The organism is Corynebacterium sp. Marseille-Q2823 (assembly GCF_903645345.1).
Taxonomy (GTDB): domain Bacteria; phylum Actinomycetota; class Actinomycetes; order Mycobacteriales; family Mycobacteriaceae; genus Corynebacterium; species Corynebacterium hiratae.
In genome coordinates this window covers 15216-41092 of the sequence record NZ_CAHJXS010000008.1, presented here as the reverse complement: position 1 = coordinate 41092, position 25877 = coordinate 15216, and the positions used below count along the sequence as shown (strand labels likewise).

Below are 25877 nucleotides of genomic sequence, written 5' to 3'. Positions count from 1 at the left end.
TGCCTTAAGCATTCCTTGCACCGCCCGGCCCGCAGGAACACCAGCAACGGTCATCGCCACTAAGCATCTGTTCCATGCCTCCTGCTTCTCGGGAGATGCACCAGTTGCCACTCCTTCTGGCAATTTGCACGTAGCCGGATTGTTCGCACAGTCTTGGATGTAAGAGTCGGAGGGTTCAGTGGGAAACGGATTGTTGTAGTTTTGCGCATGCGCAGTTGGAATCTTCACAAAGCCTGCCAGCATTACGCCAGCAATGACTACCGCGGTAGTCTTATGTTGTCGTGCAGGGGGGGCAGATCTTCATAATGCTCATGTGCTCAGGCTATCAATATGAGATTAGCCTCGCTATCCCTATTGGCAGATCTCTGTAGCCGACCATCAATTGAAGTCCGACAACGGCTTATGCAAACCCCTAACCTCATCAAAGGTTGTAAAAGCTACACCGCACAGCAAAAGAGAGAGTTTTTCAATCCACGGGAACCAAGCAACCACCGCCTCCGACTAGTAGTGCAGTTGATATCAGCGCCTGTCCATCGCCCGTCTTGAGTGCCCGAAAGCATTCACCCTCAGGCACCCACTACGGGCCCTACCTGTACACACTGAAAAGAGCACTACATATGAGTCGGACGGCTCTGCGATCTTTCATTCAGCGCATTCACTTTTACGGCGGCATGTTCGTCGGCCCCTTCATCCTCGTTGCGGCCCTGACTGGCTGCCTCTATGCCATGGCGCCCTCCCTGGAGAAGGTGGTGTACCGCGACGTCATGTCCGTTCCGGCGGTCGAGCACCCCGTGAGCTTGGAGGAACAAATCCAGGCCGCGCAGCACAAACACCCTGACATGCCGGTCACGCAGGTCTGGCCAGCCACAACACCGACGGATTCCACGCGCGTGCTGGTTTCCGATGACAGCATCGACGAAAGCCTCCAGCGCACCGTCTTCATCAATCCTGCCAACGCCGAGGTCATCGGGGACTACCCCACCTACTCGGGCCTGGGTGAGATGCCGCTGCGCCGCTGGATTTCCTCCCTGCACGAAAGCTTCCGCTTGGGCAAGGTCGGTGAGCTCTACTCGGAGCTGGCCGCTTCCTGGTTGTGGGTCATGGCCTGCGGCGGACTTTATATGTGGTGGATTCGCCGCCGTCCGAAGAACAAGGCAACCTCGAACGCAGCGCAGCAGCAGCCCAAGCGCTCTGCCCGCTGGAAGGCCACCCGCCTGCATTCCACTGTTGGCGCCTGGATCTTCATCGGTCTGCTTGGCCTCTCTGCCACCGGCATCACCTGGTCCGGTCTGGCCGGCGACAACGTCGATTCCCTCGTCGAGCGCATGAACTGGAAGGCCACCCCCATCGAGACTGCCCTCCCCGGCACCACCGCTGAAACGCATGAGCACACCGGCCATGAAGGACATGAAGGTCATGGGGTTGGAGGGGCGTCGTCAAGCGCGAACGTGGCTGCCGAGGCCGAACGTGTCCTTGCCACCGGCCGCGCCGAGGGGCTGACCGGACCGCTGCGCCTGTACCCACCGGAGGACGCCAACTCCGCCTGGCAGGTCAGCGAACGCTGGGTGGAATGGCGCACCACCTCCGATGCAATTTCGGTAGATGGCACTACCGGCGACGTCATCGACCGCCAGCCTTTCTCCAGCCTGCCGCTGTTTAGCAAGCTCAGCAGCTGGGGCATATACCTGCACATGGGCATCATGTTCGGCCTTCCACTGCAGATTGCACTGCTCGCACTGGGTCTCGCCACCGCCGCTCTCGTAGTACTGGGGTACTACATGTGGTGGAAACGTCGCCCACGCTTCCTCCCGACTGCCCACTTCTCCTGGGCCACCACAGGGTTGGGCGCGCTTTTCGCCGCCACCGTGGGCGTCTTCCTGCCGCTCTTAGGAATCACTTTGGCAGCGTTCCTGATTCTCGATGTCATCCTTGTGAACCGTGCCACCGCCCCGCGCAGGGAACGCACGCCAATCCCGGTCGGATAATTTAGTGAAAGCCATCACATAGGGCGGAGCTTATTAGGTACGGTAGTTTCTTATGACTAACCCACTACTGACACCTTCCACGCTGCCCTACCAGCTCCCGCCGTTTGCGGAGATCAAGGTCGAGCACTACCGCCCCGCCTTCGACGAAGCACTCGCGCTTCACGACGCCGAAATCGCCTCCATCACCGACAACCCCACCACGCCTACGTGGGAAAACACCGTGGAGGCGCTCGAGCGCTCCGGCCAGGACCTCGACCGCGTCATGGCCGTCTTCGGCAACCTCTCCGGCACGGATGTCACCGATGAAATGGAGGAGATCGCCGCCGACATCTACCCGCGCCTGTCCGCGCACTATGACGCGATCTACCAGAACGAGGTGCTCTACGCGCGCATCAAGGAGGCCACGCCGCCTGCCGACGACGCGGAAGGCCAGCGCCTCCACGACCACCTCCTGCGCACCTTTGCCCGCAAGGGCGCGGACCTCGACGCTGCCGGCAAGGCCCGCCTGTCCGAGATCAACCAGCGCCTCTCCGCGCTCTCTGAAGAATTTGGCCGCAACCTCATGGCGTCTACCCGCGAGCGCGCGGTCTCCTTCACCGAGGAAGAACTCGAGGGCCTGCCCGCCGAGCGCATCGCCTCCGCCAAGGCCGATGCCGAAGCACTAGGCCGCGAGGGCTTCGTCATCCCGCTGGAGCTGCCGACCGTGCAGTCGGAGCTGAGCCGTCTGGCGCGGGAGGATGCGAGGGGGAGGCTGTATGCGGCGTCGGCAAGCAGGGGCTCCGAGAACAACATCCCGGGGCTCATCGAGGCCGTGCAGCTGCGCGCCGAGCGAGCCGAGCTGCTGGGCTTTGCCACGCATGCCGACTACGTCATCGCCGAGGAAACCGCCGCGACTGCCGACGCCGCCCGCACCATGCTCTTCGACCTCGCCCCCCGCCGCCGCGGCCAACGCCGAAGGCGAGCAGAAGCTCCTCACGGAGGAAGCAACGCTCAACGGCCAGGGTTTCAGCTCCGCGGACTGGCCTTATTGGGAATCCAAGGTCCGCGCCCGCGACTTCTCCCTCGATGAGGAGGAGCTGCGCAAGTACTTCCCACTCGACCAGGTCCTGGAGAAGGGCGTCTTTGCCGCCGCCGAGCGCCTCTACGGCATTTCCGTCATTCCGCGCGATGACCTCGAGGGTTACGCGGAGGGCGTTCGCGTGTGGGAGGTGATTGACGGAGACGTCAATCACGGAGATAAAGGAATCGGTCTTCTTCTTACCGACTACTTCGGGCGTCCCACCAAGCGCGGCGGCGCATGGATGAGCGAGTTCGTGGGCCAGTCCCGTCTGCTGGAGCGCAAGCCGGTCATCGTCAACGTCATGGGCATCACCAAGCCCGCCGACGGCTCCCAGCCGCTGCTGAGCATGGACGAGGTCCGCACCGTCTTCCACGAATTCGGCCACGCCCTGCACGGCCTGCTTTCCGACGTCCGCTACCCCACCTTCGCCGGCACCAACGTCCCGCGCGACTGGGTGGAGTTCCCCTCGCAGATCAACGAGAACTGGGCGCTCGATAAGAACTTGGTCAAGGAGTACGCCCGCCACGTCGAGACGGGCGAACCTATTCCGGACGAGCTTCTCGACGCTATCTCCGCCGCCTCCGAGTTCGGCCAGGGTTTCGCTACCTCGGAGTATCTGGGAGCGTCGATCATCGACCTCGCGTGGCATTCCCTAAGTGCTGCCGAGGCCGCCAAGTTGGAGGCTACCCCGGAGGCCGTCGCCGAATTTGAGGCCGAAGCCCTGCGCGCGGCCGGGCTGGATAACGAGCTCATCGCGCCTCGCTACCGCTCGACCTACTTCAACCACATCTTCGCCGGCGGCTACTCGGCGGGCTACTACTCCTACCTGTGGGCCGAAGCGCTCGACGCCGATGGTTTCGAGTGGTTCAAAGAGCAAACCGACCTGCGCGAGGCCGGTCAGAAGTTCCGCGATGTCATCCTGTCGAAGGGCGCGTCTCGCGACTTCACGGAGGCCTACCGCGAGTTCCGCGGCCGCGACAAGGACGTCACGCCGCTGCTTAAGCGCCGCGGCCTCGCCGGCGCCTAAAGCCGAGTGCCGACTAGCTATCCACAGATTTCATCGGATGGCTAGTTCGGGGCTTGGGGGTGGGGTGGAGTGCTTTTAGGCTGCGGGGTATGAGATTACAGACGTTCTTCGCCGCCCTCGGCCGCGCCATTGACCTGGTGGCCGAGTGCGCGGGCCTGTCTGAATCTGACTTGGTGGCCCTCGGCGCCACGCCTGCCGACGCCACCGTGTTCCTCTCCCTCCACCACACCTACTTCGGGTACACATCCTCGACGAAGAAGGCGCAGCGAAAAGCGCGCCGGCGCGGACGAGGCTGTCTGCGTCATCGAGCCTGTCCAGTCGGGACCACCACAGCGTGGGATTGCGTGTGGAGATGCCAGACCAGCGCGGAGCTGGTGAAAGGTAGCGCGCAAAGCGCCAGATCGCGCCTATGCCGAGCGCAACCACAGCGGCGGCTGTACGCTCACGATCACCGACTCGTGCGCACGCGTCTTCAGGCATCGACCAGGAACGCCCCGGCGAGAGTTTCTTGGAGAATCTGGACGGCGGTGGCGTCAAGACTGAGGTTGCCACCATGGCGGTCCTGCAGCTTGATGACTACGCCGAGCTGCTCAAGGGCAATACCGACAAGGACGGCGAAGAGTTCATCGTCCGCACCACCAGTGGCGCGACGATGACCGGATCGCAGCTGGTGGAGCGCGCTTTGCTGGACAAGGGGATCATCGTGGCGGTCAGCCGCGAGCATGGCCCGCTCGATGTGTTCCGCTTCCAGCGCTTCGCCACCGCCAAGCAGCGCCTCGCCTTGGCAGCAGAGAATCCTTGCTGCGCCTGGGAAGGCTGCAAGGTTCCCTTTGAGAAGTGCCAGATCCACCACATCAAGGCCTGGGCCCGCGGCGGGCCCACCAACATCCTCAACCTGGTGCCACTGTGCCCCTACCATAATGGCGTCAACGACGATGACCCCGATGCCCCGCCCTCACGCGGCCACATGGATCGCATCGGCGGGCGGGTGGCATGGATCCCGCCATACGACGCCGCGCCGGTCTTCACCAGCGCCTTCAACTAACGCTTCAACAAACCTCAAGGTCATCTTGCGCACCAGTGTGCCCCGCTCCGCCAGGGCACTCTTCCAGCACTGTTTGGTCGTACCCCGCAGGAAATCACTTCCTCGCGGGGCATTCGGCGTGCCGGCTTAACTCAGGGAACTGGTCATGCGCTCAAGCCTGTCCCGCAGGAATGTGGGCCGTGCGGGTTGAACGGACGTGGGGGTTGACGGGCCGAGCGGTTGGGCCGGATGTGCGGTGTGGCGGGCGGGCGGATTAGCCGGCGTTGCGCAGCGCGGTGGCCAACCCGTTCATCGTGACCTGGATGGTCTTGGACACCAGGAATTGGTCGTCGCCCTTACGGTAGCGACGCAGCAACTCTAACTGGATGGCGTTAAGCGGAAGCAGGTACGGGTAGCGACGCTTGAGCGACCGCGCCTGGCGTTGGTTCTCACTAACCAACTCCGCGTTGCCGGTGACCTTAAGGTAGACCTCGCGGGTGCGCTCAAACTCCTCGGAAATCAGGCCGTAGATACGGTCCGCGATTTCTTTGTCGTCGACCAAGTTGGCATACAGGCGCGCCAGCTGCATCTCCGCCTTAGCCATGACCTGCGCCATGTTCGCGAACACAGAACGGAAGAAGGGCCACGTGCGGTACAGCTCGCGCAGCTCCTCCCAGCGCTTCTCCTCGCTCCCCGAAACCTCCCCTCCGGAGGCTTGCTGCACCCACGCCGTCACCGCACTGCCCACGCCGAACCAGCCCGGGATGTTGGTGCGGGATTGTGACCACGACAGCACCCAAGGAATCGCACGCAAATCCGTAATCGCGGTGGTCTGCTTGCGCGAGGTCGGGCGCGAGCCCAAGTTGAGATCACCAATCTCGTGCAGCGGGGTGGACTGGGTGAAGTAGGTGATGAACCCGGGGTCGTCGACAAGCTGGCGGTAGGCCACGCCACTCAACGCCGCCAGCTCGCGCATGATCTCGTAGGCGCGCTCCGGATCCGTAATGGGCTCGGTATCCAACAACGATGCCTCCAGCGCTCCGGAAACAAACGCCTCCAAGTGGCGGCGCGCGGTCTCCGGAGCTCCATACTTCGCAGAAATCACCTCACCCTGCTCGGTAATGCGCACCGAACCCGACACCGCACCCTTCGGCTGCGCCAAAATCGCGTCATAGGTCGGACCACCGCCGCGGCCCACCGCGCCACCGCGGCCATGTGCCAAGCGCAGCTCTACGCCATGACGCGAACACAACTCAACCAGGGCCAGTTCGGCGTCGTACAGCGCCCAGTTTGCCTGCAGGTAGCCGCCATCCTTGTTGGAATCCGAGTACCCCAACATGACTTCTTGGATATCCCCGCGCGAGCGCAGATGCGCGCGATAAACGGGCACCTGCCACAGCTTCTCCAGGATGCCGGCGCCCGCCTTCAGATCCTCGATGGTCTCAAATAGCGGCACCACATCGACCTCGCTCAGTCCCACCTCCTTGAGTAGCACCATCGGCTCCAGAATGTCGGAGACGGTTCCCGTCATAGAAATAATGCAGTGCGACACCGACTCCGGCCCAAAGTCCCGCACAGCGCGCGCCGCCGCACGGAAGATGCCCAGCTCCTTCGCGGTATCCTCGGTGAATTCCTTCTCAGCACCGGGGAAAAGCAGCGGCCGATTGGTCTGCAGCTCGCGCACGAGCAGCGCGACCTTCTCCTCCTCCCCCAGCGCGCGGTAGTCCGGGGTGATGGTGGCCGCGGCGAAAATCTCGGTGAGAACGTTCTCAAAGGACTCCGAATTCTGGCGCATATCCAGCGTCGAAAGGTGGAAGCCAAACGTCGTCACCGCCGAGCGCAATCGGGCAAGGCGGTCATCGGCGATGATGTCATCGTTGAACTGGCGCAGCGAACGGTCGATCACGTCCAGGTCCCGCTTGAGTTCCTCCGGCGACGCATACGCGCTTGGCGACGCCTCCCCCTCCAACCTCGCCAGCACCTTCTTCCGGATGCCGAAGATGGCCCGGCGATAGGGCTCGTCGACGCGGGATTTTTCGTCGTTGTGGGCGGCGTCGGCAAGCGCGCCCAGTTCCTTGGAACTGGAGGAATATCGATCCGACAGGGAGAGCTCGCGCTCCAACTCGCCGAGCTCGTCGGCGTAGTACTGCAGCACCGTCGCCGCGGCCTTGCGGGTGGCGTAGGTCAAGGTGTGCTCGTTAACAAAGGGGTTGCCGTCATGGTCGCCACCAATCCAGGAGCCGGGGCGGACGACGGGGGAATCGGGAAGCTGCTGGCCAAAGGTCTCACGCATGGCGTGGCGAATGGCGCGGTTGAGGGCGGGAACCTGGTCGAGCAGTGAAAGCTTGTAGTAGCGCAAGCCGACGTCAATCTCGTCTTCGAGGGTAGGGCGGGCAATACGAATCAGCGCGGTCTGCCACAACAGAGTCATGCGCAGGTACATTTCCTTCTCGATCGCCGCCATGTCGCCGCCGCGGTGAGCTTCCTTGAGGAGATTCTTGATGCGGGTCTGGGTATCGAAGACGGTGCGGCGGCGGGTTTCGGTGGGGTGCGCGGTGAGAACGGGGGCGACGTGAGCGCCTCGGATGACGGAGGCGGCATCGGCGGGCGCGACGCCTTCTTCTTTGAGCTTGGCGAATGTCTTGCGCAGGGAAACCGGCGCCTCGACGGACTCGTCATCCAAGTCCTCCGCTAGATTCGCGATGAGCGCGAAATAGCTGAACGCTCGCGCCACGAGGTTGACTTTGGTGATGTCGAGGTCGCGGAAGATAGCGACGAGGTCTTCCGGCTTGGCATCGCCGTGGGCGATGTCGAAGGCCATGCGGCGGGTGGATTCGACGAGCTCAAAAACGTCCTCGCCTTCCTGCTGCGCGATGACCCGGCCGAGCACCCGGCCGAGGAAACGGATGTCTTCGCGGACTTGTTCTGGGGCGGGTGTGCTCACGGCGAGGAGCCTTTCTGAGAGTGATGTGTTCAGCTAGCACATCTCAATGTAGCCCAGAGCACTATCGGGCGATAGTTATTTAGCAAAAGAAGCGAGCCACGTGGCGTGGAGGCGCGAGTCACCGTTTTCTTCCGGATGGAAGCTCAGCGCTGTGACGCGTCCCTGCTGCACACCGACGATCACTTCGGCCCCATCATGTCTGGCGCAATCTGCGTGTGTCATACCACCTTTGCCGCCCACTCCCGCACTGATGGCCCCGCTGCTACTTATCGCGCCACCAGCCCTTGTCGCTCCACCAGCCACAGAACCAAGCGCAGGGGCAGGCAGGGTGGCGATGACCTCGACACCGTCGCCCACGCGGGTAACGATGGGCGCGCGGATGAAGCTCGCCTCAATATCGAGCGTGATGCTTCGGGGTCCTATGCCATGAGCCTCGGCGTCCCGGCGCCGTGCCCCGACCTCTGAGGCCTCTAGATCGGGCCGCTGACCTTGCAGCGCGACGGGAACGATGCGCTCCTCGGAGAAGCGTTGGTTGCCGAAGGCGTTGCGGCGCACGGTGACGTCGATAAGCCCCAGCGTCTGCTGGCCCGGCGCGGGGTTTTCCAGCTCGCGAGCGCTGTAGATGAGCCCCGCGCAGGTGGCCAGGACCGGCAGCCCTCCCTCGACAGCACGGCGCAGCGGCTCGGCGACGCCAAAAGAGCGCGCCAGCTTATCGATGGTGCTCGACTCTCCGCCGGGCAGAATGATTCCGTCCAGCCCGTCGAGATCCTGCGGCAGGCGCACCCGGCGCGTTTCAGCGCCGAGGCTTTCCAACACGGCGAGGTGTTCCTCCACGCCGCCCTGCAACGCGAGGACACCAACGTGTGGTCGCACCGCGGTTACCAACCGCGCTCTGCCAGGCGGTGCGGGGCGGGGATGTCGTTGACGTTGATGCCCACCATGGCCTCGCCTAGGCCGCGGCTGATCTTGGCCAGCTCGGCCGGCTGGTCGTAGAGGGTCGCCGCCTTCACGATGGCCTCCGCGCGCTTCGCAGGCTCGCCGGACTTGAAAATGCCGGAGCCGACGAAGACGCCTTCGGCGCCCATTTGGCGGACGAGGGCGGCGTCGGCAGGCGTAGCCACACCACCAGCGACGAACAGTACGACCGGCAGCTTGCCGGTCTCCGCGACCTCAGCAACCAGGTCATACGGTGCCTGCAACTCCTTGGCTGCGACGTAGAGCTCGTCGCGGTCGAGGTTCTGGAGGCGCGCGATTTCACCCTTGATGGTGCGCAGGTGCTTGACGGCCTCGGAGACGTCGCCAGTGCCGGCCTCACCCTTGGAGCGGATCATGGCCGCACCCTCGGTGATGCGGCGCAAGGCCTCGCCCAAGTTGGTTGCGCCACAGACGAAAGGCACGTCGAAATCCCACTTGTTGATGTGGTTGACGTAGTCGGCCGGGCTGAGCACCTCGGACTCGTCGATGAAATCTACGCCCAGCTCGCCGAGAATCTGCGCCTCCACGAAGTGGCCGATGCGGGCCTTCGCCATCACCGGAATGTCCACAGCGTTGACGATGCCCTCGATGAGGTCCGGGTCAGACATGCGGGCCACGCCGCCCTGGGCGCGGATATCGGCCGGCACGCGCTCGAGCGCCATGACGGCGGACGCACCTGCGTCCTCAGCAATTCGGGCCTGCTCCGGGGTGACTACATCCATGATGACGCCGCCCTTGAGCATGTCAGCCAGTCCACGCTTGACGCGCGTGGTGGCGCGTCCCTGTTCAATCTTCTGTTCAGTCATGGCTCACATAGTGGCCCAGAAAATTGGTCCAAGACAAGAGCCATTTTTAGAGTGTTGAATTAGACCACTTATGATGGGGTCGTGTCTTTCCGCCTCGATCCATCTGATACGCGCGCGCTGCCGGTGCAGATTGCCGAAGCCCTCCGCACCCAAGTCGCGGCGGGCATTTTGCTGCCCGGCGAGCAGGTGCCGTCGACGCGTTCACTGGCGCGCGATCTGGGCATTTCCCGAGGCAGCGTGGTTACCGCCTACGAGCAGCTCACCGCCGAGGGCTACCTCACCGCGTCGGTTGGCTCGGGCACAGTCATCAACCCGCACCTGCCCCATGGGCGCACCCCACAGCCTCACCCCGCGCCGCGGCCCAGCTCTGCCCCACCGCGCGTGGAGTTGACCCCCGGCTTGCCCGATACGGCCGGAATCATCACCCCCGAATGGAGGGCGGCGTGGCGCAAGGCCGCGGTGAATCCTTCCGGCGATCTTCCCCGCGAGGTGGCCGCGCACCTGCGCCACATGCGCGGGCTCACCGTCGACCCGGCTTACGTCGTCATCACCGCCGGCGCCCGCGACGGGCTCTCGGTGCTGCTGCGCGCGCTGGGCGGCCACTTGCGCGTGGGCGTGGAGTCCCCCGGCTCCCCCAGCCTGCGCCGCGTCCCCCAGGCTTTGGGCCACACGCTTGTCGACGTCCCCACCGACGCCCACGGCGTCACCGTCCCCACCGTTGACCTCGACGTTCTCATCGTCACCCCCTCCCACCAGCACCCCTATGGCGGTTCGCTGCCGGCGGCCCGGCGCGCGGAACTCGTCGAGTGGGCACGCAGCAACGACGTGCTCATCATCGAGGATGACTTCGATTCCGAGCTGCGCTACGTCGGCCAGCCTTTGCCCGCGCTGACCGCACTCGCCCCGGAGCACACGGTGTTGTTGGGCACGTTTTCCTCGGTGATTTCGCCATCGATTGCCTGCGGCTATCTGGTCGTGCCGCCGAACCTGCGCGCGGGCGTGGACCGCGTGCGGGAGGTCTTCGGCCAGCCTGTCGGCGCTATCCCCCAGGCGGCGTTGGCGAACTATCTGGCCAGCGGTGCGCTGCGGCGGCATACCGGGCGGATGCGCCGCGCCTACAAGCGCCGCCGCGACCTCGTCCAAGCCGCGCTGGAAGACGCCCCCGCTACCCTTCTGCCCATCCACGGCGGGCTCCATGCGGTGTTGCTGTGCGATAACGCCGTGGTCGACCGCGCGGCTTCCCTAGGGCTAACGCTCACCCCGCTGCGCGATTATTGGGGCGGCGCACCTGCCGAAGAAGGCGTGGTCTTGGGCTTTGGGCATTTGAGCGACGTCGAACTCGCCGCCGCGCTGGAGCTGGTCAAGCAGGCTTTAGCGGACTGAGCCCTAGCCGGCGCTGGCCAAAGTAACGGTGGCGAGGGTACGGCCCGTCGGTTGCATGCTGCCGCCTGCAGGTTCCTCGGTGACCATGACTTTGACCGCGGCACCGTCGAAGGGCATCCACACCCCATCGTGTGGGTCCTGACCGATAACCCCGGCTGAGGCCATCTCACCATCTGCACTGACTGCCCACACCTGGGCGCCCATGCCGTCGGCCAGTTGCGGCTGGCCATCGACCATCGCGCCGGATTTCGCCATCGAGGCGGAGGAAACGATATCCAGTTGCGCTCCCGAGGCATCCGCATTGCCCTGCATAAGGTCCTCTGCGCCCATGATGTCGTGCATGGATTTTTCGCCCGGCGATTCAGCCTCTACTTGCGCGCTATCCGGTGCATCTTGCTGCCCCAACTGCAAGAGCTGCGGCGCGGCTACCACGCCTGCGACGAGCACTGCGGCGGCAGCCGGCACCGCTACGAAGGCCCGCCAGCGGCGGCGTGGAAGCTCGATGACCTCAGCAGCTTCGCCACCGTCAATTTCCGCAACGACAGCATCTTTCATTCGCGCTGGCGGATGCACGTCTGGGAGGGAATCGAGGAAGTCGTCGAAAGTCTCATCAGAAAACTCATGCGTATTGCTCATCTTCCCTCCTTTCCGAGAATCGCTTTTAGCTTCTTAACGCCGTCGCGCACGCGCGTCTTCGCCGTACCCAGCGGTACTCCCGTTGATTCTGCCAGTTCAGCATGCGTCAAGCCATTGAAAAATGCGAGGGCTACCGCGGTGGAATGCGGCTCCCCAATCTCGTCGATGGCCCAGCGCAGGCGCTGCGCTTCGACATGTCCTAGGGCCTCATCTTCAAGAGGCTCGGTGTAGGTAGCCTGGTCCAACAGCGCGTCGCGGTCATCACGTTGCACTGCAGCAACGTGGCTACGCAGCTTATCGACGGCCCTCCCATGCGCCAACCTGCCCACCCACGACCGCGCGTTTCCCCGCTGCGGGTCAAATTTCGCAGCGGAAGTCCACACCTCAACGAAGACATCTTGGGCAACCTCTTCGGCTAAGGCAGGATTGCGCAGAACGCTCAGGCACACGCTGTACACGGTGGGCGCGAGGGCGTCGTATAGCGCGCTGAAGGCATGCTTGTCTGCCGCAGCGGTCTGAACGAGCAGGTCGTTCAGCCGCGCATGTTCATCAGGTGACATCGCAGACACGGGTGTAGAGCTTACCTCCAGCAGCGGGGCGGACATGGCACTTTTACTTAGTCATTTCTTCACTCGGCGCCATCATCTCATCGCTCTTCATTTCCTCAGTCATCATGGAATCCGACTCCATCGCATCAGAACTCGGGGCCATCATCTCAGAGCTGGGCTTCATGTCCACCTCTTCCTTCTTGTCGTTGCAGGCAACCAGCCCACTGGCGGCTACGGCAAGTGCAGCGGCGGCGGTAACAAGCTTCTTCATTTCGGTACTCCTTCTTCAGGTCTTCGGGTCCGGCCTTTCCGGACCCTGTATCTGACCATTCGGAGCCACCCTGCGATGCGGATTGGACGGATTTAAAAGCAATCCGCTTTTCACTCGTGTTCCGAACTAGTTGCATACGCACACCGCATCACAAGCGAAGGAGCACAGGATGTTATCTACGCTATTCATCGGGTTTACCGGTGGCCTTATCACCGGCATCTCGCCCTGCATCTTGCCGGTCTTGCCGCTGGTCCTCGCAGTCAGCGGCGGCTCACGGTGGCGGCCATGGCAGGTCGTCGGCGGACTCGTCACAAGTTTCAGCCTCGTCACGCTGTTTGCCACAACGCTGCTCAATGCCTTGGGCCTCCCGGCCGACGTCCTGTGGAAAGTGGGAATCGCGCTGCTCGTTCTCGTGGGCCTGGGAATGGTGTTCCCTCGCGTTCAGGAAGCCCTCGAGTGGCCTTTCCAGAAGCTCCCGAAAGCTGGCGGCTTGCAAGCCACAGCCCGCGACAAGGGCGGCTTCGTCGTTGGCCTAGCCATGGGGGCTGTCTTCGTTCCCTGCGCGGGCCCAGCACTGGCCGCAATCTCCGTGGCGGGCGCCACCGGGACTGTCGACGCCCCCATCCTCCTCCTCTGTCTCTCCTTCGCCCTCGGCGTGGCGATCCCGCTGCTGGCTTTCGCCTTAGGCGGCAACGAGGTGGGCAAACGCGTCGATGCTTTCCGCTCCCACCAACGCGAGGTACGCGTCACCGCGGGAATTGTGGTGATCGCCATGGCCGGCGCCATCTCACTCGGCGCGCCCGCGTGGCTGCAGCAGAAGCTCCCCAGTATCAACACCGACGCCACGCCCGTTGAACAGGCCACCCTCACAGCCGAAGGAACCCCCGTGCCCGCGTTCGCGGGGCTGACCGGCTGGTTCAACACGGATGCGCCCGTCGATCCGCGGACCTCCGGCAAGGTCACGCTCATCGATTTTTGGGCCTATGCCTGCATCAACTGCCAGCGCAACAACACGCACCTGACCAAGCTCTATGCGCATTACAAGGACTACGGCTTCGACATCATCGGCATCCACGCACCGGAGTACGCCTTCGAGCACGAGGTCGACAACGTGCGCCGTGCGGCCCGCGAGCAGGGAATCGAGTATCCAGTGGCACAGGATAATGACTTCGCCACGTGGAAGAACTTTGGGAATCGGTACTGGCCGGCGCACTATCTCGTCGACAAGCACGGCATGTTGCGCCAATCCCACCACGGCGAGGGCGACTACGCCGAGACCGAGCGCCTCATTCGTGAGCTTCTCCTCGAGCGCGACCCCAGCATAGAACTGCCTGAGCCCATTGAAGCCGCCGATGCTCACAGCGCTCCGCGCTCGCCGGAGACCTACCTCGGCACCGCACGCGCACAGTATTTCACCAACCCCGATTACCACGACGGCACGCACCAGTTCACCACGAGCGAGCCGCCGTTAGGTCAGTATTCGCTGGGCGGGACGTGGACTTTGGCCGACCAGCCCATCACCGCCGGACCTAACGCGCGGCTGCGACTGAATTATCGCGCCGCCTGGGTACAGCTCGTGGCATCAGGGCAAGGAACGGTTCGCGTGCACCGCGCGAATGGTTCGGTCCGCACCTTCGACATCACCGAGGACGGCACGGTGGATCTCGTCAGGGAACCGGACAATCACACCGAAACAATCGAGCTGGAAGTAAGCGAAGGCCTCTCGCTGTATTCCTTTACTTTTGGCTAGCGTGGGGATCATGAAGGTTTCTCTGCATGGGCAATCCGCCGTGGCTGTCGAGGCTCCCCAGGGGCGCATCATCATCGACCCCGGTCCCCTTTCAGACCTCAATTGCCTCGAAGGCGCCGAAGCGGTGCTGCTCACTCACGCGCACGGCGATCACCTCGACGTCGACGCCGTGCGCGCGAGCGGCCTGCCAGTGTGGGGAACGCGCGAGGCCGTCGACGCCATCGGCTCCGGCACCGCAGTCCACACAGGCGAGGAGTTCGAAGTCCTGGGCCTGAAAATCCGCGCGGTGGGCGGGCTCCACGAGGAAATCCACCCCAACATTCCGCGCCCGGAGAACCTGGGCTATTTCTTCAATGGAGTGCTGCACCCCGGCGACCAGTGGGTCACCTCGGAAGGACGCACGGTAGACGTCCTCCTGCTCCCCATCGCCGGGCCGTGGGTGCGCGGGGCGGATGCCGCGGATTACGCCATGCGCATCGGTGCGCGCGTGACAGTACCCATCCATGACGCCGTGCTGTCCGACGCCGGCAAGCAGATCACCGACGGCATGCTCCAACGCGCCGGCGTAACCGGCTACCAGCGCCTGCACGTTGGGAAAAGCATCGACATCCAACAGCGGCCTTGAGCCTTCGCGCTGCAGGGAGGTCTACAGCACACACGGGCCTCCAAACCAACCGCTCGGTCTATTTTTATTCTCGGGCTTGCCTGCGGTTTCTAGAAAACCACTAACGGCACTGAACCGCTTGGTCTAGCCTTTCCTGACATGAGCACCAAATACGATAATTCCGCAGTAGGCGAGTGGTCCTTTGCCACCCGCGCCCTCCACGCCGGCCAGAACCTGGACGGCTCCACCAACGCACGCAACGTGCCGATTTACCAAACCACCTCCTACGTCTTCAACGACGCCGAGCACGCCGCCAACCGCTTCAACCTCTCGGATGCCGGCCCGATTTATACCCGCCTGACCAACCCCACCCAGGACGCACTCGAGGAGCGCCTCGCTTCCCTCGAGGGCGGCGTCGCCGCCGTAGCTTTCGCCTCCGGCCAGGCCGCCGAAACCGCGGCCATCCTGAACCTGGCCTCCGCCGGCGACCATATCGTGACCTCCCCGCGCCTCTACGGCGGCACCTCCACGCTCTTTACCGTGACCTTGAAGCGCCTCGGCATTGACGTCACCCTCGTCGAGAACCCGGATGACCCGGCCTCCTGGCAGGACGCCGTCCAGCCAAACACGAAGGCTTTTTACGGCGAGACCTTCGGCAACCCAGTCGCCGATGTTCTCGACATCCCTGCCATCGCCGAGGTAGCTCACAAGAACCAGGTCCCGCTCATCGTGGATAACACCATCGCCACCGGCGCGCTCGCCCGCCCGCTGGAGCTGGGCGCGGACATCGTCGTGGTTTCCACCACCAAGTTCTATACCGGCAATGGCTCCGCCATCGGTGGTGCCATCATCGACGGCGGCTCCTTCGACTGGACCATCGAGCGTGACGGCGAGCCCGTCTTCCCCTACTTCGTCACCCCGGACGAGGCTTACCATGGCCTCAAGTACGCCGACCTGGGCGCACCGGCCTTCGCCATCAAGGCGCGTGCGGGCCTGCTGCGCGATACCGGTGCCGCCATCTCCCCCTTCAACGCCTGGCTGACGCTGAATGGCATCGAGACGTTGCAGTTGCGCGTCGAGAAGCACAATGCCAACGCCCAGGCCGTGGCAGAGTACCTGGAGTCCCACGCCAAGGTCACCACCGTCAATTACGCCGGCTTGGACTCCTCGCCGTACAAGGCCACCAAGGAGAAGCTCGGTTACGCCTACACCGGCTCCGTGCTCTCCTTCGACATCGACGGCGGCCGCGAGGAGGCGTGGGCCTTTATCGATGCGCTGAAGCTGCACTCGAACCTGGCCAACATCGGCGATACCCGCTCCCTGGTGGTGCACCCGGCGACCACGACACACTCGCAGTCCGATGAGGCCGCGCTTAAGGCCGCGGGCATTACGCAGGCCACGGTGCGCCTGTCGGTGGGCATCGAGGATGTCAACGACATCATCGCCGACCTCGAGCGCGGGTTCGCGGCCATTGGTTAGCGCCATCCCGGAACTCGCGCCCGAAGGCGAGCTCGCCGTCGTCCCCATCGGTGATTTCACCACGGAAGCAGGCGCCGTGCTTGCCGACGCCCACGTGGCCTACCAACGCTGGGGCGCTTTTGCCGGCGACCCAGACGGCGTCAACAACGTCCTCGTGGTTGAGCATGCGCTGACCGGTGATTCCAATGTGGCGGACTGGTGGTCCGACCTGGTGGGGCCTGGCAAGGCTCTGGACACCACGCGCTGGTGCGTTATCGCGACTAATGCGCTGGGCGGCTGCAATGGCTCGACGGGGCCGAAGTCGCTGCACCCGGATGGAAAGCCGTGGGGCGGGCGCTTCCCGGCGCTGTCGATTCGGGACTTGGTGGAGGCCGAGCACGACTGCTTGAAGGAACTGGGCATTTCGCGTGTGCACGCGGTGCTCGGCGGTTCGATGGGCGGCGCGCGAACTTTGGAGTGGAGCTTGCTGCACCCGGAAAGCGTGTCCGCGGTGTGTGTGATTGCGGTGTCTGCCCGGGCTTCGGGCTGGCAGATTGGCATCCAATCCGCGCAGATTTCTGCCATCGAGCGCGACCCGTTTTGGCATGGCGGAAATTACTACCTCACGGACAAGACTCCGCGGGATGGTCTGGCAGCGGCGCGCCGCATCGCGCATTTGACGTATCGCGGCGAGCAGGAGATCGACGAGCGCTTCGGCGCTACCGCACAGCAAGGCGAGAATCCCTTGGGTCCGCACCGCCAGCTGAACCAGCGTTTCGCGGTGAACTCCTACCTGGATTACCAGGGGGCGAAACTCACCGAGCGCTTCGATGCGGGTTCCTATGTGGTGCTCACGGAGGCGTTGAACCGGCATGACGTCGGCCGCGGGCGCGGCGGGCTCATCAAAGCACTGGCCGCCTCCCAGGTGCCGACGATGGTCGTGGGCGTGGACACGGATATCCTCTACCCCTATCACCAGCAGGAGCACATCTCCCGCAACGTCAACCACCTGCTGGCGATGGCCAAGATTGTCTCCCCCGTGGGCCACGACGCCTTCCTGACGGAGACCCGGCAGATGAACCGCATCCTGCGCAACTTCCTGCTGCTCTCCGCGCCGAATGGCCTCGATGTGGGCCCTGCGTACGTGGGCGATGAATATTACATCTAAGAGCCCAGCGCGTCGATGGAGAAGGCCATGAACACCATCGCCGCGCCCAAGATGCCTGTAAAGCAGGCATCGAAGCGCCGGGAGCGCACCGCGAGCACGCCGACCCGCGAGGAGTCGCAGGTCAAGCGGACCACCGTGAGCCACACCAGCGCCCCGCCCAGCAGCAGCGTGGCGCGGCGCCAGTGCTCGAACACGGCATAGAAACCCGACACCACAACCGCCACGACGAACAGGCCGATGGCCAGCCACTGGAGAGCCGGCGGCAGCGCCGAGGGCTTCAGGTGCGCATCGTGCGGGTTCGACAGGGACACCGGTGGCGTGGTTTTCCCGCGGGCTTGGCTTTCAGTCTGGCTTCCATTCTGGCTTCGAGGCTGGCCTTGAACAGGGCCCTGAGCTGGGCGCCGGGGCATTCGTTGTGCTCGGTGCTGCGGGCTTCCTTCTGATTGTGGGGACATGCTCATTACTTGGGCGTTCGTGTTGCGCCGTTAGTGAGCGGCAAGCTTTTCGGCGCGCTCGACAATGTTGCTCACCAGGAACGCGCGCGTCAGCGGGCCCACGCCGCCCGGGTTCGGGGAGACGTAGCCGGCCTTCTCCCAGACGTCCTCGGCCACGTCGCCGGCGAGTTTGCCGTCAACGCGGGACACGCCGACGTCGAGAACCGCAGCACCTTCCTTGACCATGTCGGCGGTGAGCATGTGTGCCTTGCCGGCTGCCGCGATAATGACATCGGCCTCACGGGTCTCCGCAGCGAGGTCCTTGGTGCCAGTGTGGCACAGCGTCACCGTGGAGTTTTCGCTGCGGCGGGTGAGCATCAGACCAATCGGGCGGCCCACGGTCACGCCGCGGCCAATAACCACGACCTTGGCGCCATCGAGCTCTACCCCAAAGCGGCGCAGCAGGTGGATGCAGCCATTCGGAGTGCAGGGCAGCGGGGCTTCCTCGTTGAGCACCAGCTTGCCCAGGTTGATCGGGTGCAGGCCATCAGCGTCCTTGGCCGGATCGATGAGCTCGAGCACGCGGTTTTCATCCAGGTGCTTCGGCAGCGGCAGCTGCACGATGTAGCCAGTGCAGGCGTCATCATTGTTGAGTTCCTCGATGACGCGCTCCAGCTCCTCCTGGGAGATATCTCCCGGCAGGTCCTTGCGAATCGAGTTGATACCGAGCTTCTCGCAATCACGGTGCTTCATCTTCACGTAGGAATGCGAACCCGGATCATCGCCCACCAAGACCGTAGCCAGGCCCGGGGTAATCCCCTTCTCCTTGAGGGCGGCCACGCGCTGGGCCAGGTCCTCAAAAATCTCGTCGCGGTACAAGTTGCCATCTAGTTTGGTAGCGCTCATGCACACCATCCTAGACTGATGCCTATGAGCAGCTTGCACATCGTCTTCGACAACCCCGTGATCCCTACCAACACCGGCAACGCCATCCGCACCGCCGCCGTCACGGGCGCGAGCCTGCACCTCATCGAGCCGCTCGGCTTCAACTTCGAGGACAAACACCTCAAGCGCGCAGGCTTGGACTACCACGACTTAGCGGACCTCACGATCCACAAGGATTTCGACGCCTGCATGGACAGCTTGCCCGGCGCGCGCGTTTTCGCTTTCACCACCCACACGGACAAGTGGTTCACCGACGTGGAATACCAGGAGGGCGATGTCCTGCTTTTCGGCACCGAACCCACGGGCCTGCCGGAGGAACACGCCTTTCACCCGCGGGTAACGGAGCGCGTACGCATCCCCATGATGCCGGCGCGACGCTCGATGAATTTATCTAACGCGGCGTCGACAGCCGTGTATGAGGCCTGGCGGCAGCTCGGCTTCCGTGGCGCGGTCTAACAAGTCGCGGCACAATATGGGTGAACTTTCACACCGAAGGAGACACCTTGCCTAGCCTGCGCCCACTGCTTGATTCCCTCATCACCCGCGTCGAAGCTTCGTCTGCCGCCCACGCCACGCAGATCGCGCGCGTGGATCCCATCCACCGCCCCGGCGCGGTCAACCTCGTGCGCTACATGGAATTGCGCTCCCAGGACGCCGTCGAACTCCAGGAAGGCCTCACTGCGTTGGGCGCCACGAGCCTCAGCCACCCGGAGCCCGCGGTGCTGGAGCGCCTCCACGCCGCGCGCAACGTGCTCGACGCCTTCGATGGCCACGCGCCAACCTACTCCGTGCAGCCCATCGCCACGGCTTATGCGGACGCGGACGATATCCTCGACGCCAACACCGAAGCCCTCCTCGGCCCTACCCAGGAGGACACGCACGCGCGCATCATGGTGACTCTTCCTGCTGAGGCTGCGGAGGATTATGAACTGGTCCTCGGTTTCGCCCGCGCGGGCATGGAGTTAGCCCGCATCAACTGTGCGCACGATGACCAGGCGGCGTGGACAAAGATGGTGGAGCACGTCCACCGCGCCGCTGAAGAGGTGGGGCGCGAGATTCTGATTTCCTGCGATATTGCTGGCCCCAAGGTCCGCACCGGCAGCATCGAGCCGGGTCCGCAGGTCATTCGCGTGCGCGGCGAGCGCACCGCTGCGGGCGAGCTGCTGAGCCCAGCAACGCTCGTGCTTCACGACGCCCCCTCCTCTACCCGCGCCCACGGGGTGGCGGGGGAGGCGTCGCCAAGCGCGGCCCGCCCGGCGGTAGCGCTGGAGGTGGATGACGAGTGGTTGGCCCGCCTGCACCCCGGCAGCGAGGTGCGCTTCACGGAAGCGCGCGGGCGCTCGCGTGTGTTCACCGTGGAGAGCGCGGAAGCAGGCGTGGCGGTGCTGCACGGTGATCGCAACTGCTACCTCGCCGAGGGAACGGTGTTGAGCCACGGCGGGGACACCACGCAGGTGCATGGGGTTCCGGCACTGGAGCAGAAGATTCGCCTGCACCGCGGCGAGGAGTTGGTGCTGAGCACTTCGCAGGAGCCGGCGCGCATCGTCGAGGGCGAGGTGACCACGATTGGGTGCACGCTGCCGGAGGTGGTTGGCGCGCTCAAAGTGGGGCACCGGGTGATTTTCGATGATGGCGCCATCGCCGGCCGCGTCCGCGAGGTGCGGGAGAATGGTGCGGCGCACGAGGCCGTCGTCACCGTGGAGCATGCGGGACCGACCGGCACCAACCTGGCCGCCTATAAGGGAATCAACCTGCCGGATACCGACGTCCCGCTGCCCAGCCTCACCGAGGAAGACATCGAAGCACTTCGTTTTGTGGCCACGCACTGCGATATCGCGGCGGTTTCTTTCATCCGCACGCCGGCTGATGTGGCCTTCCTCTATGACACGCTTGAGGCGATTGCCGCCGAGCAGGAATCGGAGGAGATGGCGCAGCGCGTGCGTGACCTAGGCATCGTGCTCAAGATTGAGACGGTTCCGGCTTATGAGCAGCTGGGAAGTGTGTTGCTGGAGGGGATGCGGCACGCCAAGTTCGGCATCATGATTGCGCGCGGTGACTTGGCCGTGGAGTTGGGATTCGAGGAGATGGTCCAGGTGCCGGGGCGCATCATGAAGGTCGCGGAGGCGGCCCACATCCCGGTCATCATGGCCACGCAGGTTCTGGAGACCCTAGCCAAGACCGGGCTTCCCTCCCGCGCGGAAATCACGGACGCTGGCTATGCGCTGCGCGCGGAGTGCGTGATGCTCAACAAGGGGCCGCACATCACGGAGGCCATCCAGATTCTGGACCGCATGTCCCGCAAGCTAGGCCAATCGCGGCTGAAGAATCGCCAGAGGCTGCGCCAGGTGAGCAGCTGGACCAATCCACTTGCTTAGTACGCGGCGTACCTGCGCCGCGTGGTGAGGATCACCTAAGAGATAGCCCTCAAAACCTAGACGGACCTATGTTTACTAAGGCTAACCTATAAAGGTAATGCTTATTTAAGGAAGAGGGCTCACCGTGAAGTTATCTGAGCGCCCACGACAAACCGCCGACGCTATCCCCACGGGGTGCACCATCACCCTGAGAGACGAGTGCATCTCCTGCACCTGCGACGCCGCACTGGCGGTGCGCCTCGGCGAGCTGGGAATCCGCCCCGGCGCCACGCTAATCATGGGCCCGCGCGTGGCCGGTGGCGCGCGTGTTGTCTCGGTGGGCAGCTGCCGCTACGCCATCGATAAGGCGACACTGCAGGCCATCGAGGTCTAAGCCATGTCCACCACGAAACCCAGCTGTCACGGCGATCCGGGCGGCGCGGTAGCCCCTGCTGGCGCGCCCATCATCGCGCTCGTTGGCTCCCCCAACTCTGGCAAGTCCACTCTCTTTAACGCCCTGACCGGCGCGAAGGCGCAGACCGGCAACTGGCCGGGAACCACGGTTGAGGTCAGCCGCGGTGCGTGGAAGATCGGTGACGCAACCGCCGATCTCATCGATTTTCCCGGCACCTACTCACTCGACCCGCTCAGCCCCGATGAGGCGCTGACCCGCGCCATGCTCATCGATTGCCCAGATGATGAGCGCCCCGACGCCGTCGTCGTGGTCGTCGATGCCAGCGCCGTGGCGCGCGGCCTCAACGTCGCGCTCCAGTTAGCGGAGCAGCCCTACCGCCTCATCATCGCGCTGACGAAGACCGACGTGGCCCTCAACCAGGGCCAAACAGTGGATCCCGTTGCGCTCGCTGAATCCACCTCCATCCCGGTGGTGGTGGTTGATGGGCGTAAGCGGGAGGGCGTCGAGAAGCTGCGAGAGGTTGTTGTTGATTCTCTGGCGGCTGAGCCCGTGCAGCTGCGCGAGGACGCAGGTTTGGAGGCCCGCTTCGCGGAGTTGGATGCGGCGGCGAAGGCCTCGGTGAGCGAGGTCGAGCACGCCACGCCCCTCTCCCACCGCCTCGATGCGGTGGCCCTTCACCCGGTAGTGGGGCCGCTGCTGTTTCTGGCCGTGATGTGGGTGGTCTTCCAGATCACCACCACGGTGGCCGCTCCCCTCCAGGATGGCCTGGAGGCACTGGTCTCGGGCCCCTTGAGTGACTGGGCGCGGGCGGGGCTAGAAGCCATCGGCTTAGGCCACCCTCTCATCACGGGCCTGCTTGTCGACGGCCTCATCGGCGGCGTCGGCATGGTCCTCACCTTCGCCCCGCTCATGGCGCTGATGTTCTTGTGCTTGGCGGTGTTGGAGGATTCCGGCTACATGGCGCGTGCCGCGGTGGTCACGGACCGTCTCATGCGGGCCATCGGTCTGCCGGGCAAGGCTTTCATCCCCATTGTCGTGGGCTTTGGCTGCAACGTGCCGGCGATCTCGGCCACGCGCGTGCTGGGCAGCCCGCGGCATCGCATCATGACCGCGCTGCTCATTCCGTTTACCTCGTGCTCGGCGCGCTTGGTGGTCTTCGTCATGCTTTCGGCCACGTTTTTCCCAGATCATGCCGGCAGCGTGGTGTTCATCATGTACGTCATTTCCATCGCGCTGCTCGTGCTCGTGGGTTTGGTGCTGCGCAAGACTCTGTGGCGCGCGGTTCCGGAAGAGGCACTGGTTATTGATTTGCCGACGTACCAGCTGCCCACCGTGCGCCTAGCACTGAGCGTGATGTGGACGCGCTTGAAGGGCTTCTTGCAGACGGCCGGTGGCATCATCGTGAGCACCGTGGTCGTGGTGTGGCTGCTCATGGCCATCCCGGTGGGTGCGGCGGTCCAGGACTCCTCCTGGGGAGAACCGCCGGCGCCGGAGGATTCGGCCTACGGGGCGGTCGCGCACGCCATCGCTCCAGCCTTTGCCCCGGCCGGCTTCGACTCGTGGTCCTTGGCGGGTCCGCTAGTCACTGGTTTCGTGGCCAAGGAGGCGCTGATTTCGACGTGGGCGCAGACCTACGCGGTCGAGGATGTCACCGACGCCTCCGCGGAGGAACAATCCCATAGCGCGCTCAGCGATCACGTGCGCGCGGACTTCGAGCAGGCTTCTGACGGTCATCCCCTCGCCGCGGTGTGGGCCTACATGCTCTTCCTGCTGGCCTACACGCCCTGCGTGGCCACGATTGCCGCGCAGCGGCGAGAGATTGGCTGGCGCTGGACGCTCTTCGGCTTCGGCGTCCAGCTGGCCACAGCGTGGGTGCTGGCTGTAGCGGCCTTCCAGATTCTGAAGGTGTTTATCTAATGCCCGCCTCCCCCATCCAGGCCGTGCAGGAAGCCATCGAATCCGGCGTGCGCTCGCGGGCGGCCATCGCGGCACAGACCGGGCTGGAGCCCGGCACGGTGGACCTCATCCTGGATCACCTCACCGCCAGCGGGGTACTCGATATGGAGCCACTCGGCTCCTGCCCCGCGGGCGGATGCGGGTCCTGTTCGGCGGCCTCGGCGTGTGCCGGCCCCAGCAGCACGCGTGGGCCGGTTCTGCTTAAGCTTCGTCGCTGCCCCTAACCGCGCTGTCACGGGAGTCTTCACGTGGGTTCTGCCGCGGCTCAACCTGTGGGAGGGTGGCGGATGAGGCCAGGGGGCTGAGCGCGGACTCCATGGCAGGCAGGGGGCGGGAGCGCAGGCGGGTGAGGAGCTCGGAGGCGTCGGCAGGCGTGAGGTCTTGACCAGCCATCTTCACGGGGCCAGCCACGAGGTCGAAGCGCACGGTCCGCACGCCCGCAAGGTGCCCCAACGGCCCCACTTTCAGCGTGAGCTCCTGGATGTGCGGGGTTCCAATCACCATGACGCGGCGGTTAATGCGGCCGCGGTGCACGATGGTCACGGGAAGCGGGGAATCCACGAGCGTCACCGACTGCTGCTTGCGGTCGAGGGGGCTGATCCACGTCGCCCGGCGCGGGGAGGTATAAGTGGGCTGGGTGTGCCCTTCGGGGCGCGCGAAATCCTCAATCTGCGCACGATCCAGATCGGAGATGAGCTCTAAAAGCTCCAGCGCCTGCTCGCGGGTACCCACCGGCAGGATGCGAGTGGAACCGGACTGCTTACCGCTGCCCTTCGCGCCATAACCAGCTACAGAGACGTGCACCTCGTACCAGCCGAAGCGCCGCCATAAGAAGGGCTGGCTTACCCGCACGCCGTGGATGCGGCTAATGCGGATGGTTTGGCGGCGGCGGTCGGCAAGACCGTAAGAGACGTTGAGGGCGTTGGTGGGGGCGTCGTGAAGCGCGGTGAATTTCCAGGAAGAGTCCACCAAGCCCCAGACGCTTCCAACAAAGCCCACGATGATGGGCAGCAGCGCGGTCCACATACCCGGGATGAAGAGCAAGCCCCCAATAACGAGGGCCGCGAGGAGCGTGGACAGGCGCAGCGCCTCAGCGGCAATCGTGCGCAGTATGGGAATCTCCGGGATCAGCGCGGCGGCTTCCTCCGCTTCCGGCGCCGGCTCACTGGCAGGGTTCTTATTCGTGCGCCGCAGCAACTCCGCGCGCAGCTCTTCTGCTTTCGCTTTGGGCAGGTACTCAATCTTGATCACCGACGAGGTACCGCCGGCGGTCTCCACCCGAACCGTGGCCAAACCCAACAAGCGCGCGATGATGGATTCCACGACGTCCACCGCCTGGATGCGCTCATAGCGCGCGGAGCGGAAGGACGTGGAGATGACGCCGTGGCGCAGCGCGATTTCATCCTCGGTGAGCTTGTAGCCCAGCTTGCGCCACCAGATTCCGGAGACCAGCCAAATCACTGCGCACACCAGCACGAAGGCGCCGATACCCAGCAGGGTACCGCGGCCGACCTCGCCGAGGTTGCCGCTCTGCAGGTAAGACACCACGTCCGAAATCATGGCGGCGTTGATGTTCACCGCAAAAATGGCCACCAGCGCTAAAATCAGCGACCAAAAGCGCAGCAGCGGGGTGAGGCGGTGGACGCGAATGTAGCCGTCGGCGGGGATAGGCGCGGGGGCCTGCACAGCCGGCTCATCCTCTCGCGAGCCTGGAGGGCGGGGAGATCGCGCAGGGCGTCGGCGTCGGCAGCAAGGAGGCCGGGGATGGTGGCGTCGCTGCTGGGCGACGCCGTGTGCAGCTTCACCTTCTTGAGCCCCATCGCCCGCTCGACGGGGCCGGCGGTGACGTCGACGAATTGGATGCGGCCATAGGGCACGACGGTGAAGGTGTGCCAGATTTTCCCGCGGGTGACGAGCAATTCGTCGGCGGTTTCCTGCCAACCTAGGTTTTTGACCTGCGCGGGGATGAGCCAGAGCTGATAGAGCGCCCACGCAACGAGCGCTCCGGCGACCCAATAGAGCCAATCCCACCAGAAATACGCCGCCGCGGCCGCCAGGGCGGCGAGGATGACGTCCCAGCTCAAGCGCGAAATGTAGCGGGCTTTAGTGAGTGACGGGGATACGGGGTTCATGC

The 25877-nt window shown here is 64.3% G+C and carries 20 protein-coding genes and 2 pseudogenes; 12 read left to right on the top strand and 10 right to left on the bottom strand.

Features of this window, described 5'->3' with window-relative positions:
* Positions 1-617 precede the first annotated feature (617 nt).
* The 3 genes and pseudogenes from HWX44_RS09740 (at position 618) to HWX44_RS09730 (ending at position 5117) form a co-directional block, all read left to right on the top strand.
* Positions 618-1985, top strand: coding sequence for a PepSY-associated TM helix domain-containing protein (locus HWX44_RS09740; protein WP_175974407.1), 1368 nt, complete (start codon positions 618-620; stop codon positions 1983-1985).
* 52 nt (positions 1986-2037) lie between these two features.
* Positions 2038-4072: pseudogene (locus tag HWX44_RS09735) on the top strand (M3 family metallopeptidase).
* A 409-nt stretch (positions 4073-4481) separates the two neighbouring features.
* Positions 4482-5117: an HNH endonuclease signature motif containing protein gene (locus tag HWX44_RS09730; protein ID WP_254868172.1), complete on the top strand. Its 636-nt coding sequence runs from the start codon at positions 4482-4484 to the stop codon at positions 5115-5117.
* A gap of 253 nt (positions 5118-5370) precedes the next feature.
* On the opposite strand, the gene ppc is transcribed toward HWX44_RS09730, so the two are convergent.
* From ppc to pdxS, 3 genes are all read right to left on the bottom strand, one after another.
* Positions 5371-8040, bottom strand: a complete 2670-nt coding sequence (gene ppc / locus HWX44_RS09725) for a phosphoenolpyruvate carboxylase (RefSeq protein ID WP_070517485.1) — start codon at positions 8038-8040, stop codon at positions 5371-5373.
* 75 nt (positions 8041-8115) lie between these two features.
* Entirely contained in the window at positions 8116-8913 is a 798-nt protein-coding gene (pdxT, locus tag HWX44_RS09720) for a pyridoxal 5'-phosphate synthase glutaminase subunit PdxT (RefSeq protein ID WP_175974405.1), read from the bottom strand.
* A 5-nt stretch (positions 8914-8918) separates the two neighbouring features.
* On the bottom strand, positions 8919-9821 hold the full coding sequence (gene pdxS / locus HWX44_RS09715; protein ID WP_049157099.1) for a pyridoxal 5'-phosphate synthase lyase subunit PdxS: 903 nt from the start codon (positions 9819-9821) through the stop codon (positions 8919-8921).
* Between the two features lie 81 nt (positions 9822-9902).
* Between pdxS and pdxR the strand changes: the two genes are divergently transcribed.
* Positions 9903-11204 (top strand): MocR-like pyridoxine biosynthesis transcription factor PdxR, encoded by a 1302-nt coding sequence (gene pdxR, locus HWX44_RS09710; RefSeq protein WP_175974403.1) that lies wholly within the window; start codon positions 9903-9905, stop codon positions 11202-11204.
* Between the two features lie 3 nt (positions 11205-11207).
* Here the strand turns inward: pdxR and HWX44_RS09705 are convergent, their stop codons facing one another.
* From HWX44_RS09705 to HWX44_RS09695, 3 genes are read right to left on the bottom strand one after another with little or no spacing between them, the layout of a single operon-like run.
* Complete coding sequence (locus HWX44_RS09705) at positions 11208-11840, bottom strand: anti-sigma factor (RefSeq protein ID WP_175974401.1); 633 nt, start codon at positions 11838-11840, stop codon at positions 11208-11210.
* Positions 11837-12445: a sigma-70 family RNA polymerase sigma factor gene (locus tag HWX44_RS09700; protein WP_046648380.1), complete on the bottom strand. Its 609-nt coding sequence runs from the start codon at positions 12443-12445 to the stop codon at positions 11837-11839. The genes HWX44_RS09705 and HWX44_RS09700 overlap by 4 nt, the downstream gene beginning before the upstream one ends.
* Before the next feature lie 7 nt (positions 12446-12452).
* Complete coding sequence (locus tag HWX44_RS09695; RefSeq protein WP_049157090.1) at positions 12453-12659, bottom strand: hypothetical protein; 207 nt, start codon at positions 12657-12659, stop codon at positions 12453-12455.
* 169 nt (positions 12660-12828) lie between these two features.
* Between HWX44_RS09695 and HWX44_RS09690 the strand changes: the two genes are divergently transcribed.
* The 4 genes from HWX44_RS09690 (at position 12829) to metX (ending at position 17639) form a co-directional block, all read left to right on the top strand.
* The gene (locus HWX44_RS09690) at positions 12829-14409 is read left to right on the top strand and encodes a redoxin domain-containing protein (protein WP_175974399.1); all 1581 of its coding nucleotides are present in this window, start codon (positions 12829-12831) and stop codon (positions 14407-14409) included.
* Between the two features lie 10 nt (positions 14410-14419).
* Complete coding sequence (locus tag HWX44_RS09685) at positions 14420-15034, top strand: MBL fold metallo-hydrolase (RefSeq protein WP_175974397.1); 615 nt, start codon at positions 14420-14422, stop codon at positions 15032-15034.
* A gap of 138 nt (positions 15035-15172) precedes the next feature.
* Positions 15173-16492: an O-acetylhomoserine/O-acetylserine sulfhydrylase gene (locus tag HWX44_RS09680; protein WP_175974395.1), complete on the top strand. Its 1320-nt coding sequence runs from the start codon at positions 15173-15175 to the stop codon at positions 16490-16492.
* Positions 16440-17639 carry a homoserine O-acetyltransferase MetX gene (gene metX, locus HWX44_RS09675; protein ID WP_254868171.1) on the top strand — a complete coding sequence of 400 codons (1200 nt, stop codon included), beginning with the start codon at positions 16440-16442 and terminating at the stop codon, positions 17637-17639. Before HWX44_RS09680 ends, metX begins: the two co-directional genes overlap by 53 nt.
* Here the strand turns inward: metX and HWX44_RS09670 are convergent.
* Positions 17636-17950 carry a DUF3017 domain-containing protein gene (locus HWX44_RS09670; protein ID WP_049157087.1) on the bottom strand — a complete coding sequence of 105 codons (315 nt, stop codon included), beginning with the start codon at positions 17948-17950 and terminating at the stop codon, positions 17636-17638. The genes metX and HWX44_RS09670 overlap by 4 nt on opposite strands.
* A 174-nt stretch (positions 17951-18124) precedes the next feature.
* The gene (locus HWX44_RS09665; protein WP_049157086.1) at positions 18125-18979 is read right to left on the bottom strand and encodes a bifunctional methylenetetrahydrofolate dehydrogenase/methenyltetrahydrofolate cyclohydrolase; all 855 of its coding nucleotides are present in this window, start codon (positions 18977-18979) and stop codon (positions 18125-18127) included.
* A 24-nt stretch (positions 18980-19003) separates the two neighbouring features.
* Here HWX44_RS09665 and HWX44_RS09660 point away from each other — a divergent pair, with 24 nt between their 5' ends.
* The 4 genes from HWX44_RS09660 to feoB all read left to right on the top strand — a co-directional run bounded on the left by HWX44_RS09660 (position 19004) and on the right by feoB (position 23704).
* Complete coding sequence (locus HWX44_RS09660; RefSeq protein WP_049157085.1) at positions 19004-19474, top strand: tRNA (cytidine(34)-2'-O)-methyltransferase; 471 nt, start codon at positions 19004-19006, stop codon at positions 19472-19474.
* Positions 19475-19521: 47 nt separating this feature from the next.
* Positions 19522-21393, top strand: coding sequence for a pyruvate kinase (locus HWX44_RS09655; protein WP_070702144.1), 1872 nt, complete (start codon positions 19522-19524; stop codon positions 21391-21393).
* 124 nt (positions 21394-21517) lie between these two features.
* The gene (locus tag HWX44_RS09650; protein WP_046648388.1) at positions 21518-21766 is read left to right on the top strand and encodes a FeoA family protein; all 249 of its coding nucleotides are present in this window, start codon (positions 21518-21520) and stop codon (positions 21764-21766) included.
* Between the two features lie 3 nt (positions 21767-21769).
* Positions 21770-23704, top strand: a complete 1935-nt coding sequence (feoB, locus tag HWX44_RS09645) for a ferrous iron transport protein B (protein WP_049157082.1) — start codon at positions 21770-21772, stop codon at positions 23702-23704.
* 240 nt (positions 23705-23944) lie between these two features.
* Here the strand turns inward: feoB and HWX44_RS09640 are convergent, their stop codons facing one another.
* Positions 23945-25429 (bottom strand): PH domain-containing protein, encoded by a 1485-nt coding sequence (locus HWX44_RS09640; RefSeq protein WP_254868170.1) that lies wholly within the window; start codon positions 25427-25429, stop codon positions 23945-23947.
* A pseudogene (locus HWX44_RS09635) lies at positions 25429-25875 on the bottom strand (PH domain-containing protein); the annotation flags it as partial. The pseudogene HWX44_RS09635 and the gene HWX44_RS09640, both read right to left, overlap by 1 nt.
* Positions 25876-25877 lie beyond the last annotated feature (2 nt).

Excerpts from the sequence above, each read along its gene's own strand:
- HWX44_RS09740 (WP_175974407.1), top strand. The coding sequence starts at position 618 with ATGAGTCGGACGGCTCTGCGATCTTTCATTCAGCGCATTCACTTTTAC.
- HWX44_RS09730 (WP_254868172.1), top strand. The coding sequence starts at position 4,482 with ATGCCGAGCGCAACCACAGCGGCGGCTGTACGCTCACGATCACCGACT.
- pdxS (WP_049157099.1), bottom strand. The coding sequence starts at position 9,821 with ATGACTGAACAGAAGATTGAACAGGGACGCGCCACCACGCGCGTCAAG.
- HWX44_RS09705 (WP_175974401.1), bottom strand. The coding sequence starts at position 11,840 with ATGAGCAATACGCATGAGTTTTCTGATGAGACTTTCGACGACTTCCTC.
- HWX44_RS09700 (WP_046648380.1), bottom strand. The coding sequence starts at position 12,445 with ATGTCCGCCCCGCTGCTGGAGGTAAGCTCTACACCCGTGTCTGCGATG.
- HWX44_RS09695 (WP_049157090.1), bottom strand. The coding sequence starts at position 12,659 with ATGAAGAAGCTTGTTACCGCCGCCGCTGCACTTGCCGTAGCCGCCAGT.
- HWX44_RS09690 (WP_175974399.1), top strand. The coding sequence starts at position 12,829 with ATGTTATCTACGCTATTCATCGGGTTTACCGGTGGCCTTATCACCGGC.
- HWX44_RS09685 (WP_175974397.1), top strand. The coding sequence starts at position 14,420 with ATGAAGGTTTCTCTGCATGGGCAATCCGCCGTGGCTGTCGAGGCTCCC.
- HWX44_RS09680 (WP_175974395.1), top strand. The coding sequence starts at position 15,173 with ATGAGCACCAAATACGATAATTCCGCAGTAGGCGAGTGGTCCTTTGCC.
- metX (WP_254868171.1), top strand. The coding sequence starts at position 16,440 with ATGTCAACGACATCATCGCCGACCTCGAGCGCGGGTTCGCGGCCATTG.
- HWX44_RS09665 (WP_049157086.1), bottom strand. The coding sequence starts at position 18,979 with ATGAGCGCTACCAAACTAGATGGCAACTTGTACCGCGACGAGATTTTT.
- HWX44_RS09660 (WP_049157085.1), top strand. The coding sequence starts at position 19,004 with ATGAGCAGCTTGCACATCGTCTTCGACAACCCCGTGATCCCTACCAAC.
- feoB (WP_049157082.1), top strand. The coding sequence starts at position 21,770 with ATGTCCACCACGAAACCCAGCTGTCACGGCGATCCGGGCGGCGCGGTA.